Raw genomic sequence first — 13,357 nt, forward strand, 5'->3', positions numbered from 1 at the left:
GTCACACCGCCACGCCAGCGAGGCCGCCGTGCAGTTTAGTAACGCCGATGAATTGTGTGGAGGCGGAGCGCTCCGAACCGGTCTCCCACAAGAAGTCATGGCATGCTTTCTGCTCAGCTGATTGATTGGCAGGGATGAGAGAAAATTCCTTCGAAAGGAGAGACCGAATGACGCACTCGCACGTTCCAACCGCGGTCAATGCCCAGCTGATGAAGATCGGTTTGGAAGTGTTCCCGGTCTATGGCGACGAAGCGTCCGGATGGAGTGTTGATCCGGTCGACTTGGCACCGGGGCAGCCCCAGGTGTTCCGCTATCGTTCACTCGATGAATTGTTCTTCGCGCTGGTCAATCTCAATCTGAGCCCGGAAGGCCAGGCATAGAAGCAACCGAATACACGCATCATCTGCGGAGTCGCGATGTCTCGCACTCGTCGCATAAGCGTCTCGACTGAGACGCGCTAGTTTTCGTCCAGCGCTCTCCGGCGCTGTCTAGAACAACAGGTCCGATGTGATCGGACCGCCTGAACCTCCCTCGCTAGCATCAATTTGATCGCGAGCCGTCATCGAGACGGTCGCGGGCTGCCGTTACGGGCGCGAAGCCTTGGCGGCTTGCATGCTCTCCAGGTAGGAGATGATGTCATCAATCGTCTTCGACTGCGGCGAGCGGTCGCGTTCCTCTTCGCCGGCTGGGCGCCAGAACGTTTCGCCCCAGATTGGCAGGTCGCGCGAACCGTGGGCATCAACTGGCTTGGTCTGATCCAATATCCTGAGCAAGTCGGAACGCGGAAAGCCTCCAGCTTTTTTTGCTAAACCGGTTAGATCGGTTGGTGGTACACGAAACGCCACGCGCATGGGGCTAGTGCCCGTGCCGTCTTCACCATGGCACACGGCGCAGTACTGCTGATACGCGCGCTGTCCGTCGTTTGGCCGAGCCACGGATGGCTGAGCGGTTGCCAGGGTCAGGCTGAAACTGATCGCCAAAACAGCCATCGCGGGAAGCCTGCCTGTCGATCCAACCAGGAAACGCGGGGGCGAGTTGGGTTGCATGCGCGACCGTCGAGGCTTCACGATGCCGACCGATATCGCAGATGAGCGGCCGAAGCTCAAGTCTATGCTCGACCGTGCCCCGCGCAGCGCTCCATCGCATCCGGGGTGCGACTGATCGAATCACTGACGCGGCCGAACACGCCGCCGATTTGACCCTAGGGGATTTTACTGAGTAGGCAGGTGCTTTGAAATGCGGTAAAGATGTTTGCAGCTGTTGTCGGTAGGTTGGGAGGCAGCGGCGGGCACGGAGAGGAGAATAGGTCCAGCGTGCCTGCTGCGGGGGCACGTAGGAGAGAGCCATGCCGAATTTTAGAGCGACCGTACGATTCCACGACGTACCAGGCCCGGATGTCTTGACCGCGCGCAAGACACTCGAGGAGCGCATCCAGACGTCGGGCCTGGGTCACTGGCGTGTCGTCGATATCGTGAAGGAAGGTGCAACGCGCCGGTCCGCAAATGCTGCGGCCGCTCGGTGGCGCACTGACCGCGACATCGCCGGCAAGCTGATGATCATGGGTGCGGCCGTCTGGGCAGTGTGGTTCTTCTGGATACTAGCCGACTAGCCAAGTCGTCGATCGCCACGCTCGTAGTCGCGTCGCCTTGTGGATTTTTGCCGACCGTGGCCGTGCTGATACATGTAGCTTCGAAGTCTGGCGATCGCGTCCAAGGGTGACCCGCCTCGTGGGCGCGCTGCATACCCGACCCAATCCATCTGCCTTCCGGGGCGACGAGTTCCGCCGCTAAGTATAGGCAGCGGCGAAAAGCGCCTCCGCCTTCCCACGTCCATCTCCGCGGCGTTGCATGCGCGACGAAAGCTGTTATCCATCGGAGCACGCCGAACAGGAGATGCGCCACGATGAGTGAGAGCCCAATAGCCGAATCGACCTCGCCCACAGGCGGAACCGACTTCATTCGCCAGATCGTCGCCAGCGATTTCAAGAGCGGCAAGCATTCATCCGTGTGCACTCGCTTCCCACCCGAACCGAACGGCTACCTGCACATCGGTCACGCGAAATCGATCTGCCTGAACTTTGGCATCGCGCGCGAGTTCGGCGGCGTCTGCCACCTGCGCTTCGACGATACCAACCCGGTCAAGGAAGACGTCGAGTACGTCGATTCGATCCAGGCCGACGTGCGCTGGCTGGGTTTCAATTGGGGCGACAAGAAGTTCTACGCCTCGGACTACTTCGCGCGTCTCTGCGAGTTCGCCGTCGAGTTGATCCGCAAGGGCAAGGCGTACGTTTGCCACCTCACCGCGGAAGAGACGCGCGCCTACCGGGGCACACTGACAGAACCGGGCAAGAACAGTCCGTATCGCGATCGTCCAATCGCAGAGAACCTGGACCTGTTCGAGCAGATGCGGCGCGGCGAGATCGAGGAAGGCGCCTGCGTGCTGCGGGCAAAGATCGACATGGCGTCGGGCAATATCAACCTGCGCGATCCCGCCATCTATCGCATCAAGAAGGCCCACCACCATCGCACCGGCGACACGTGGTGCATCTATCCGATGTACGACTTCGCCCACGGGCTCTCCGACGCCATCGAAGGGATTACCCACTCGATCTGCACGCTCGAGTTCGAGGACCACCGCCCGCTCTACGATTGGCTCCTCGACCAGCTCGACGTGCCCTGCCACCCGCGGCAGATCGAATTCGCCCGCCTTGCCGTGACCTACACCGTGCTCAGCAAACGCAAACTGTTGCAGCTCGTGCGCGACGGGCACGTCGATGGATGGGACGACCCGCGCATGCCCACCCTCGCCGGCTACCGCCGCCGCGGATACACGCCCGAGTCAATCCGCAACTTCTGCGAGCGCATCGGCGTAGCCAAGGCGAACAGCACGGTCGACGTCGCCATGCTCGAACACAGCATCCGTGAAGATCTCAACCAGCGCGCCCCGCGCGCGATGGCGGTCCTCAAGCCGCTTCGCGTGATCATCGACAACTACCCGGCGGATCACGTCGAGCAACTTGCGGCGGTCAACAACCCGGAGGACCCATCCGCCGGCACGCGCGCGGTGCCGTTTTCCAAGGTGCTGTACATCGAGCAGGACGACTTCCGCGAAGTGCCTCCGGCGAAGTATTTCCGCCTCTCCCCCGGCAAGGAGGTACGCCTGCGCTACGCCTACTTCATTACGTGTCAGAGTGTGGTGAAGCATCCGCAGACCGGTGAGGTCACCGAAGTCCACTGCACCTACGATCCCGCGACCCGCGGCGGCGATTCCCCCGACGGGCGCAAAGTGAAGAGCACGTTGCACTGGGTCTCGGCGCCGCACGCCATCGATGCCGAGGCCCGTTTGTACGAGCGCCTGTTCGCCGTGGAGTTTCCCGACCGCGAAGAGAATTTCCTCGCCGCGATTAATCCCAACTCGCTCGAAGTTCTCCAAGGCTGCAAGATCGAACCGTCGCTCGCAACCGCACAGCCCAGTGATCGCGTGCAGTTCGAACGGCAGGGCTACTTCTGCGTCGACCCGAAACTCACGCGAGCTGGCGCGCTCGTCTTCAATCGCATCGTCGGTTTGAAGGATGCCTGGGCAAAGATCGAGAAAAAACGGGCGGTGTGAAGTGGGTCTGAAGTGGGCCTCGCTCGTCGGCCAGGTGCTAAGCGTAACGGGCACTGCCAGATCGAGTTAGCACCGCTCGCGCGAATCGCGCGACGATCCTTCCGAAAAAGCCGAGGCTGCGCGCGGCGGCCTGTGCCTTGCTGGAACGCTTGACTAGAGTGCTCACCTGCGGATGATGAGCGATGCCAATTGGAAAGAGACAGCCACCATGCAGACACAGTGCGGCAGCGGCGTGGAGCGGGAACAGCGAGCCCAAGAGCGAGCAAAAGAACGATTGCTCGCCGAGCTCCACACTTGGGAACGACGGCTCGTGCTGCGTTCTCTCGAAGAAGCGATTCGCTTGATCGAGTCAGAGAAGGTTGCGAAGCTGACTGGGCAACACCTTCACTGCATCGCGGAGTATGACGCGATCACGATTGATGGAGAATCCTTCTTCGACAAGGCATTCACCAGCGGCAAGGAAGTGGCCGCTTGCCTCGCCTTCGCGATGGAACTTGGATGGCGCGAGGCGCTCGATGACATGACGCGACTCCGGGCGATCCTGATAGAGCGCGACGGTTCCGCAGCCACTTCTCTGGCCTCACCCGCATAGCTCCCCACCCTCCAACAGATCGCGCGGTTCATCCCTCGATCGACCGCGCGTAGTCGTCCCAGCCGGTGACGTCCATCTCGGCGAAGAGGCGCCGCGCTTCGGCCAGGTCGCGCGCCAAGCCGTCCGCATCACCGCGCAGGCGAGCCAGTCCCGCTCTCTCCAGCAGAAGCAGAGGCAGCCAACCCTTTGCGTCATTGCGCCGCAGGACTTCAAGCGTTTCTGCAATCTGGGCTTCGAGCTCATCGAGGTGGGTCGCGCCGTTGACCATGCGCAGCACACGCGCCCTAAGAAAGCCAACCGCGCGTGCCGTGTCGGTCGATGCCAGTTCCGCACTTCTGCGCGCCAGATCCAGGCTTCGCTCGCGGTCGCCCATGCCTGCCAGACAGAGTGCCTGGTGAGGATCGACGAATAGGCTCCACTCTCCGCCCGCGCCGGTCGCCGAGATTCGCTGTCGCGCGCGCTCAAAAAATCCGTTGCCCTCTTCCCATCGAAGTCCGAGCGTGCTCGCATTGCCGCACGCCATCAGCGCGTACACAATATTTCGGTCGGAGCCGTAACGCTCGGCCAACTGCAACGCTTCGTTAGAGTAGCGCCGGGCGCGCGGCGCATCTCCCAATACCCAGCATGGCCAGAACCGGTCGCTTGCAGCCGATGAAATATCCGAACCGATCCCAGAGCGGCGGAGCAGCTCAGGGAAGCGCTCAGCGAACTCAAGCGCTTCACGGGGGCGGCCCAGAATGCTGAGCACCGCACCGCGAATGCCGAGGGACTCTACATAGGGCCGCCAGCCGAGCACTTCGATTTCGGCGGCGGCATCGCCGCCGGCGATCGCAACGCTCTGGTCAAAGACCGCGAGGCTTTCCTTCCAGCGCGCTTGCCATGCGTAACCACGCCCCAGAAAATGGCGCGCGAAGAGCCCGATGGCCCGATCGCCCTGGGTGTCGGCAAGCGCTATCGCGCACGAAGAGTGCTCGACCATGCTGACGAAGTCGCTATGCGAACTCTTGAGGTTGCCATAGGCGGCTTCGAGCAACGCCTCGGTGCGCCGATCGCCTGCACTCCGGGCGAGATCGACCGCCTCGCGAAATACGGCGTCCGATTCGGCCGGCTCGGCGCCCAGGCGATCGAGCGTGTTGATGAGCTCGGGATACACTTCGAGGAGGAACCGGGTGCGCTCGGAGGAGTCCGGGAGCGCCACGAGCAGCATGCGCGCTTGCGCCCAGTGGCGCCGGGACGCGGCCAGATCGGTGATGCGTACCCAGCGCGCTGCGCGCACGTGCCACGTGGCAGCACGCAACGCCTCACCCGCTTCGGTCCAGTGATGCGCCAGCAAGCCGGCGTGCTCGTCGAGCCGCTCGGCTTCGGTGACTTCGATTGCTTCCGCGACCGCCGCGTGCCGCGCGCGCCGGGCCGCGGTGAGCTGCGCACCCAGCGCGACCTCGTGTGTCAGTGGATGCTTGAAGGCGTATTCCGCCACCGGATAGATCGCACGCTCGTACACCAGCTCGGCCGCGAGCAACGCCGCCAACGCGGCATCGAGATCGTCGCCGTGGACCTCCACCACTGACTCGAACAGGGGGCGGGGAAACTCCTTGCCGATGACCGCTGCCGTATACAGCAACTGCTTCTCGCGCTCACCGAGGCGGTCGATGCGCGCCGCGAGCAGCGCCTGTACCGTCGCGGGAACCTCGAGAGCGTCGAGCGCCGTTGTCAACTCGTACGCGCCGCGCGTGCCGACGAGACGGCCGGTGTCGAGCAGCGAGAGCACGATCTCCTCGGCGAAGAACGGGTTGCCTCCCGAGCGCGCACGCACCAGCGCGGGGAGCGCCGCGACCGACGGACTCGATCCCACCCAGTCGCGCACCAGATCCGCCAGCGCCTCCGCGCTTAGCGGCGCCATCGGCAGTTGCAGCACCCACGACTTCCGGGTCCAGTCGGCCTCATATTCCGGCCGGAAGTTGACCAACAGGAGCGTGCGCGTCGCGCTCACCGCCTCGACGATCTGCGCCACGAACAGATCGCTACCGGGATCGATCCAGTGCAGGTCGTCGATCAGCAACACGATCGGCTCGGCCTCGGTGCGCAGTTGGATCAGACGGCGGAGGAAGGTGAAGAGCCGGCGCTGCCGCACCGCGGGTTGGAGTTGGAGCGCGGGCGCCTTCGGATCGGTGACACCGAGGAAGTCGAGCACGAGGGCGCGGTCGTCGGCGAACCCGTCGTCGAGCAGCGCCAGTTCGCCGGCGATCTTCTGCCGCGCCTCACGCGGCCCGTCTTGCTCCGTGATGCCGAACAGGTTGCGCAACAGTTCGAGCAGCGGGAGATACGGAATAGTCTTCCCGTGCGCCGGGCAGTGGGCTTCGTAGACCATCAGTCCGCGCGCGCGACAGCGTTCGATGAACTCGACGCACAGCCGGCTCTTGCCGACTCCCGGCTCGCCGACCACCGTGGCGACGCGTCCCGTACCCGCGAGCGCACGTTGCAACGCCGACTCGAGTGCCTCGATCTCGTCGCTGCGACCGACGAAGCGCGACAGCCCGCGGGCTCGTGAAGTATCGAGGCGCGTGCGATGGCTGCCGACGCCTTCGAGCACGAACACGCCGATTGGTTCGCGCACTCCTTTGACCGGCACCGGCCCGAGTGAACGCAGCGCAAAGAAGCCGTCGACCGGCTTCTGCGTGTGCTGCGAGAGCGCGATACCGTCCGGCGGCGCGAGCTGCTCCATGCGCTGCGCCAGGCCCACGGTGTGCCCCTGCGCGGTGTAGTCCATGCGCAGATCGTCGCCAATTTTTCCGACAATCACCTCGCCCGAGTTCAAGCCGAGACGGAAGGAGAAGTTCACACCCGGGTTGACGCGCAGCTCGTCGGCGTACTGGCGCAGGCGATTGCGCAGATGCAGCGCCGCGTAACAGGCACGTTGCGCGTGATCTTCGTGCGCGATCGGCGCGCCGAAGAGCGCCATGATGCCGTCACCGGTGTACTGGTTCACCGTGCCTTCGAATCGGTGAACGCCGTCGGTGAGGATGGCGAAGAAGCGATCGAGGATCGTGTGCCACTCTTCGGGATCGAGCTGTTCGGCCAGCTCCATCGATCCCTTCACGTCGGCGAACAGGACAGTCACTCGCTTTCGCTCGCCTTCGAGCGCGGACTTCGATTGCAGGATTTTGTCGGCGAGATGTTTGGGGGTGTACGAAATGGGGCTAGGGGTTATTGGGTTGGGGGTTAGGGACAGAGCAGGAGGGGAACTGCCTACTGCCTTCTGTCTACTGCCTACTAGCGCCGCGCCGCACTCGTCGCAAAATTTTGCAGTGAGACGTAGCTCGGCACCGCAGCGCGCGCAGATTGACTCGATCGGCGCGGCGCACTCTTCGCAGAACTTCGCTCCAGCGCGATTCTGGTGTCCGCAGACAGTGCAGGTCATAGGCCGCGCTCCCGCGTCGATCGCGCGCGGCGATCGACGCGGCTGTCGCTCAGTGGATTCGCAAACCTGTTCGCCGTACACCGCACCGCCCACCGCCCGCTGTCACCAGACCCGTCGAACGCCGTACGCGTCGAAGACCCGTTCGTTGCTCACCAGTGCCAGGTCTTCATCTTGCGCCTGGGCGATCAGCATGCGGTCAAACGGGTCTCGATGCGGCCCGGGCAGATTCCCGGCTCTCAGGGCGTGGACGATGGCGATCGACAAGGGCTCGAAATTCTGCCCCCGCAAGATCGTGGGGAACTCGGCGGCGACCTCGATCGCGCCCGGGAGTTTGCCCAACCGCACCTTCGTCGAGATCTCCCAGGCCGAGGCGGCACTGACCAGGACGGCGTTGTCGTCGTCGGCGATCACGTTGCGTGCGCGCCGGCTCAAACGTCGATCACCGTCGAGCCACCAGAGCAGGGCGTGCGTATCAAGCAGGACGCGCACGCCTCAACGCTCCCAGGCTTCGATTTCCTTATCGGGCAGGGGCTCAAAGAAGCGGTGGTCAACCTTGGCGCGTCCGCGCATGGCGCCGAACACCCGGCCCTTCTTCTGCGGCTTGATGGGCACGAGCCGCGCCACTGGGTCCTTGCCGCGCGCGATCACGACGTGCTCACCGCCGGTCACTTCCTCGATCAGGCGTGAAAGGTTGGTCTTCGCCGCGTGAATCGTCACCACCTTCATGTGGGTCGACTAACACGGATTAGCTAACGTGGTCAATCGAGCCCGCAGCGGGGCGCTGGACCGTTGGTGATCGCAGCGCGCTACGACCCGAGCGACAGCCGGCGCTGGCGGTAGCGTGGCGCGCCGGTTATCGCCGGCGCATGAGTGACGCCATCTTTTTTCGCGACGGGGAGCGCTTCGTTCCCACCGACTCGGCGCGCGGCCCGTGGAGTCGTGACGCGCAACATGGCGGACCGCCGTCGGCGCTGCTGGCGCGCGCGGTCGAGGGCTTCGCGGACGGCGACCGGATGTTCGTGGCGCGGCTGACGATCGAGCTGTTGCGACCGGTTCCGCTCGTGCCGTTGACGATACGCGAACGTCTCCTCCGGCCGGGAAAGAAGGTGCAACTGATCGAGGCGTCGTTGTGCACGGCGGAGGTCGAAGTGGCGCGCTGCACCGCGTTGCGGATTCGCCGCGCCGATGTCCCCCTGCCTTCGGGCTTGCCGACGGTGGCGTTGCCACCCGGACCGGAGGCGGGGATAACCAGCGCGCCACGCGCGGCGGAGTCCGGCGACGAAGCCTTTCACAGTCATGCGGTGGAGCATCGATTTGTCGCCGGCGGGTTCGATCGGCCCGGACCCGCCACCGATTGGATCCGCCTGCGCGTGCCGCTCGTTCAGGGTGAACCGACGTCACCGCTCTGTCGCGTGGCGGCAGCCGCCGACTTCGGTAATGGCGTCAGCTCAGTGCTGAACCCGGCCGAGGGCTACCTCTTCATCAACCCCGACCTCACCATCTATCTCGATCGCTACCCCGAAGGGGAATGGGTCTGCCTCGACGCGGTGACCTACGTCCAACCTCACGGCGTCGGTTGGGCCGAGAGCCTCCTCTTCGACGAACGCGGGCCGATCGGGCGCGCGGCGCAATCGCTGCTCATCGAAAAGCTCTCGGCGTGATCTGAGCACGGCCGCGGATCACGCGCCGATTCTCGCTTCGGCCTGCGTCGCCAGCCATTCCTCGCCGTTGTCGCGGTGCCGGCGTGCGGCTTCGCGCAGCGCGCGTTCGCAACTGATGTCGTCTTTGCGGTGCCGCGCCAGCTCGGCGCGCGCTTCCTCGATGCGCGCCAACAAGTCGCGCGCGTCCAGCGCCGTCGCCAGCTCCGACGCCTGGGCGAGCGTGGTCTCCGCGCCAGCGTCGTCCCCGCCGGCAACCAGCGACCGCGCCAGCGCGATCAAGTTGTTCGCTTCGGCGTGCCGGTATCCCATCGCGCGGGCCAACTCGATGCCGCGCTCGGCGGCGGCGCGCGCCGCGCCGATGTCGCCGCGGCGGAGTTGGATCTCGGCGAGCAGCGGCAGGCCAGGCGCAGCCGCGAACGGTTTCGATATGGCGCGATCAATCGCCAGCACCAGTGCTTGGTCGACTTGCTCGAGCGCCTCGTCGAGTCGCCCGGCACTGAGCAGTGCCGAGCCCCGTGTGACGTGCCCGACCACTCGCAGCATCATATTTTGCGACTGCGTCGCCCATTCGAGCGTTTGCCGTGCGTGCTCGATGGCGGCAGTCACGTCGCCGCGTTTGCTCCGCACGGTGGCGGAGATGGAATGCAGCATCACTTGCTCGACCGCGTTGCGGCTCTCGCCGACCCGAAGACGCATCTCCCCCAGCCGCGCGTCCACCTCGCCACCGGCGCCGCGCCGGAAGAGCGTGTTGATGCCGAGCGTGCGCACGGTGGCCCATGCCCGCCAGCCAATGACGTCCTCGCCGAGCGAGTGATCGGTGGCGCACAAGCGTTCGATCTCGGCGGTGATGCGGGTGTATTCGTCGGGAAACTCCGTCGAGAAATAGATGATGCTCCGGCACGTCTCGCTCGCGACGATGAGAGCGGCGTCGTCGAGGCGCCGCGCCATCTCCATCGCCTCGACGTTCAAACGCTGGGCCTCTTCGACCGCGCCGGCGCCGTTGCGTACCACGGCGTAGCTGTTGAGCGCCCAGGTGAGATCGCGCGAATCGGCGTCCCCCAACTCGCGGCGCGCCTCCGCGAACAGTTGCGCCACCTCCGCCTCGGGCGCGGCGCTGCGTCCGGCGGCATACACTAGCCGGGCGCGCGCCTGGCCGAGCAACGCGCGTGCTTCCGGTGATTCGCGCTCCTCGGCGAGCAGCTCCGTCACTTTGCGCCAGTGGACGACGGCTTCACCGGCATTCGAGCCCAGCCGCGCCGCCGTGTGCGCCTGCCAGCGCGCGGCTTCGAGGTTGCGCCCCGCCTGCTCCCAGTGGTGGGCGAGCAGGAGCGCGCGTTGATCCACCGCCGCGCCGGCGAGGATTTCGAGTGCCGTGGCCACGGCCGCGTGCAGCGCGCGCCGCCGTTCCCGCAGCAGCGAGGCGTAGGCGACCTCGCGCGTCAGCGGGTGCTTGAAGGCGTATTCGCTGCGCGGATAGAGCGCGGCCTCGTAGAGAAACTCGCTCTGCACCAACTGGCGCACGCCGCCGCGCAGCGTGTCGCTGTCGAGCCCGGCGACTCGTTCGAGCACTGCTTCAACCACTTCGTCGCCGATCACCGCCGCGGTTTGCAAGAGGCGTTTGGTCGCTTCTTCAAGTCGATCGATACGGGCCGCCAGCAGGCTCTGCACGCTCGTCGGCACGTCGATGCTCTCGATCGGCTGCTGCAGGCGGAAGTGTCCGCGCACGCCGACGAGCCCACCCGATTCGATCTGGGCTTGCACCACTTCCTCCATGAAGAAAGGGTTGCCGCCGGTGCAGGCGCACACCAATGCGACGAAGCGCGCGAGCGAGGGGTCGCTGCCGAGCCAATCGCTGAGCAACGCACCGGCGGCGGCCGCGTCGAGTGGGCGCAGGGCGATGTGCTGGTAGTGCGTGCGCCCCACCCAGCTCGCGCGGTACTCGGGACGGAAGTTGAGCAGCACGAGCGTGCGCGTGCCTGCCGCCGCATCGACGATGCCCTCGACAACGGCCTCGGTGTCGGGGTCGATCCAATGGAGATCCTCGAAGACGAGCACTGCCGGCTCGCGGCGGCTGCGCGCCGCCGTGCCCCGGCGCAGCAGTGACATCAGCGCGCGCAGCCGTTCGTCGGGCGCCAGGTCGGGGGCCGGCTGCGCCGGGTCGGGCACGCGCATGAAGTCGTAGAGTAACGGCAGCGATCCGAGCTCCTCGGGCGCCATCTGCGCGACGCTGCCGGCGATCTTCTGGCGTGCCTGCACGTCGGTGTCCTCGGGGGTGATCCCGTAGATCTCGCGGTACAGCTCGAGCGCCGGCTGGAGTGGGACGGCGTTGCCGTGCGGCACGCCGGTGCTGCTGTGTACGACGATGCCGCGCGAGCGACAGCGTTCGAGGAACTCGTAGCACAGCCGCGATTTGCCGGAGCCGGCTTCGGCCATCACGCCGACCACCTGCCCGTCGCCGTCGAGGGCACGACGTAGCGCGGTCTCGAGACGGTTCATCTCGTCGTCGCGGCCGACGAATTTCGACAGCCCGCGCGCGCGCGAGCGATCGAGCCGTGTGCGCATCTGGCCGACGCCCTCGAGCTCGGCCACGCGCACCGGCGTGTCGACACCCTTGATCTTCATCGTGCCGAGATCGCGTAGCGCGAAGTAGCCGTGGACGATATCGATCGTCGACCCGGCGAGCATCGCTTTGCCGGCCTCGGCGAGCGCTTCCATGCGCTGGGCCAGCCCGACCGTGAGCCCTTGCGCGGTGTAGTCCATGCGCAAATCGTCGCCAATTTTACCGACGACGACGTCGCCCGAATTGATGCCCATGCGCACCGAGAAGTTAAGGCCGTGCTCGACGCGCAGCGCATCGGCGTAAGTTTTCAGTGTGTCGCGCAAGTGCAGCGCGGTGTAGCACGCGCGCTGCGCGTGATCTTCGTGCGCGATCGGCGCGCCGAAGAGCGCCATGATGCCATCGCCGGTGTATTGGTTCACCGTGCCTTCAAAGCGATGGACGCCTTCGGTAAGGATCTCGAAGAAGCGTTCGAGAATGCGGTGCCACTCCTCCGGATCGAGTTGCTCGGCCAGCTCCATCGAGCCCTTCACGTCGGCGAAGAGAACGGTTACCTGCTTGCGTTCGCCTTCGAGCGCGGACTTCGATTGCAGGATTTTGTCGGCGAGGTGCTTGGGCGTGTACGACAGGGGGTTAGGGGTTACGGGGTTGGGGGTTAGGGTCTGGCTTGGAGCTTTCAGCTTGTCGCTTGCAGCTACCAACGCGGCGCCGCAGCCATTGCAGAAGCGGCTGTCGCCGACATTCTCGCGGCCGCAGGACGAACAGGACCGCGCGAACGGGCGGCCGCATCCGCTGCAGAACGCGGCATCGTTTGGGTTGTCACGGGTACAGTGGGGGCAGCGCATTGCGGGGCTCCAGACTTACGGCACTAACACGAATGATTTGTCCAAGCGCTCGCCGACGCGCAGGACGCCAAAGTCTCTCCGGTCGGTCGTGAGAATACGAAAGATGCGACGCCGTTCGGCGACTGCCGCCACCACCCCGTCCACCAGCCCGATACTTAACTCGCGGAACTTCGCATCGAGTTCGAGCGCGCGCACGATGTCACGCGGGGTGGCCAACTCGAACTCGTACGTGGTCGCCGGATCGAAGAGCTCGGCAATCAGCTTGCGCATTGCCACTCGCTCCGCGCGCAGGAAGTAATCGACCTCGGCGAGCACCAAGGCCGGCACCACCACTGTTGCGGCGCTGGTGAGCGCGGTGGCGTAGGCAGGCCAAGTCGCCCGCCCGTCGGGCCGGCGCGCGAGGGCACGGAGCAGACCCCCCCGTGTCGGCGATCAGGCTGCCCTTCACTCCTCAAGATCCTTGAAGAGTTCTGACTCATCACCCAGCTTGATGGCGGTCGAGACAAAGAGCCCCGTCGACGGCGGGCGGCGGCCGCGGTAATACTTGGCGGCTACGACGCGCAACCCCTGGCGAATCAGGCGAGACGCCGACAAACCGTGCGCGCGTGCTCGGATCAGTGCGTCCGCATCTTCTGGATCCAACCGAACCGTTGTCGTCAGCTTGCGAGCCATACA

The 13,357-nt window shown here is 65.3% G+C and carries 12 protein-coding genes; 5 read left to right on the plus strand and 7 right to left on the minus strand.

What is annotated here, in order from left to right; genetic code table 11:
- Window positions 1-167 precede the first annotated feature (167 nt).
- Window positions 168-380, plus strand: coding sequence for a hypothetical protein (locus HYR72_18045; protein ID MBI1816885.1), 213 nt, complete (start codon window positions 168-170; stop codon window positions 378-380).
- Between the two features lie 204 nt (window positions 381-584).
- Here the strand turns inward: HYR72_18045 and HYR72_18050 are convergent, their stop codons facing one another.
- Window positions 585-989, minus strand: coding sequence for a cytochrome c (locus HYR72_18050; GenBank protein MBI1816886.1), 405 nt, complete (start codon window positions 987-989; stop codon window positions 585-587).
- Window positions 990-1,345: 356 nt separating this feature from the next.
- Here HYR72_18050 and HYR72_18055 point away from each other — a divergent pair, with 356 nt between their 5' ends.
- The 3 genes from HYR72_18055 to HYR72_18065 all read left to right on the plus strand — a co-directional run bounded on the left by HYR72_18055 (window position 1,346) and on the right by HYR72_18065 (window position 4,201).
- The gene (locus HYR72_18055; protein MBI1816887.1) at window positions 1,346-1,609 is read left to right on the plus strand and encodes a hypothetical protein; all 264 of its coding nucleotides are present in this window, start codon (window positions 1,346-1,348) and stop codon (window positions 1,607-1,609) included.
- Window positions 1,610-1,902: 293 nt separating this feature from the next.
- On the plus strand, window positions 1,903-3,609 hold the full coding sequence (locus tag HYR72_18060; GenBank protein ID MBI1816888.1) for a glutamine--tRNA ligase/YqeY domain fusion protein: 1,707 nt from the start codon (window positions 1,903-1,905) through the stop codon (window positions 3,607-3,609).
- 208 nt (window positions 3,610-3,817) lie between these two features.
- Complete coding sequence (locus HYR72_18065) at window positions 3,818-4,201, plus strand: hypothetical protein (GenBank protein ID MBI1816889.1); 384 nt, start codon at window positions 3,818-3,820, stop codon at window positions 4,199-4,201.
- A 28-nt stretch (window positions 4,202-4,229) separates the two neighbouring features.
- Here HYR72_18065 and HYR72_18070 read toward each other — a convergent pair whose 3' ends face one another.
- The 3 genes from HYR72_18070 to HYR72_18080 all read right to left on the minus strand — a co-directional run bounded on the left by HYR72_18070 (window position 4,230) and on the right by HYR72_18080 (window position 8,345).
- Window positions 4,230-7,619 carry an AAA family ATPase gene (locus HYR72_18070; GenBank protein MBI1816890.1) on the minus strand — a complete coding sequence of 1,130 codons (3,390 nt, stop codon included), beginning with the start codon at window positions 7,617-7,619 and terminating at the stop codon, window positions 4,230-4,232.
- 102 nt (window positions 7,620-7,721) lie between these two features.
- A complete protein-coding gene (locus HYR72_18075; protein ID MBI1816891.1) occupies window positions 7,722-8,108 on the minus strand; it encodes a type II toxin-antitoxin system VapC family toxin in 387 nt (128 codons plus the stop codon).
- Between the two features lie 3 nt (window positions 8,109-8,111).
- Window positions 8,112-8,345 carry a type II toxin-antitoxin system Phd/YefM family antitoxin gene (locus HYR72_18080; protein ID MBI1816892.1) on the minus strand — a complete coding sequence of 78 codons (234 nt, stop codon included), beginning with the start codon at window positions 8,343-8,345 and terminating at the stop codon, window positions 8,112-8,114.
- 140 nt (window positions 8,346-8,485) lie between these two features.
- On the opposite strand from HYR72_18080, the gene HYR72_18085 reads away from it, so the two are divergent.
- Window positions 8,486-9,280 carry a thioesterase family protein gene (locus tag HYR72_18085; protein MBI1816893.1) on the plus strand — a complete coding sequence of 265 codons (795 nt, stop codon included), beginning with the start codon at window positions 8,486-8,488 and terminating at the stop codon, window positions 9,278-9,280.
- An 18-nt stretch (window positions 9,281-9,298) separates the two neighbouring features.
- Here HYR72_18085 and HYR72_18090 read toward each other — a convergent pair whose 3' ends face one another.
- The 3 genes from HYR72_18090 to HYR72_18100 all read right to left on the minus strand — a co-directional run bounded on the left by HYR72_18090 (window position 9,299) and on the right by HYR72_18100 (window position 13,354).
- Entirely contained in the window at window positions 9,299-12,682 is a 3,384-nt protein-coding gene (locus HYR72_18090; protein ID MBI1816894.1) for an AAA family ATPase, read from the minus strand.
- A 15-nt stretch (window positions 12,683-12,697) separates the two neighbouring features.
- Window positions 12,698-13,015, minus strand: coding sequence for a hypothetical protein (locus HYR72_18095; GenBank protein ID MBI1816895.1), 318 nt, complete (start codon window positions 13,013-13,015; stop codon window positions 12,698-12,700).
- 111 nt (window positions 13,016-13,126) lie between these two features.
- Complete coding sequence (locus HYR72_18100) at window positions 13,127-13,354, minus strand: hypothetical protein (GenBank protein ID MBI1816896.1); 228 nt, start codon at window positions 13,352-13,354, stop codon at window positions 13,127-13,129.
- Window positions 13,355-13,357 lie beyond the last annotated feature (3 nt).

The sequence above is a fragment of the Deltaproteobacteria bacterium genome (genome assembly GCA_016178705.1).
In the GTDB taxonomy this organism is placed as follows: Bacteria; Desulfobacterota; Binatia; order HRBIN30; family JACQVA1; genus JACOST01.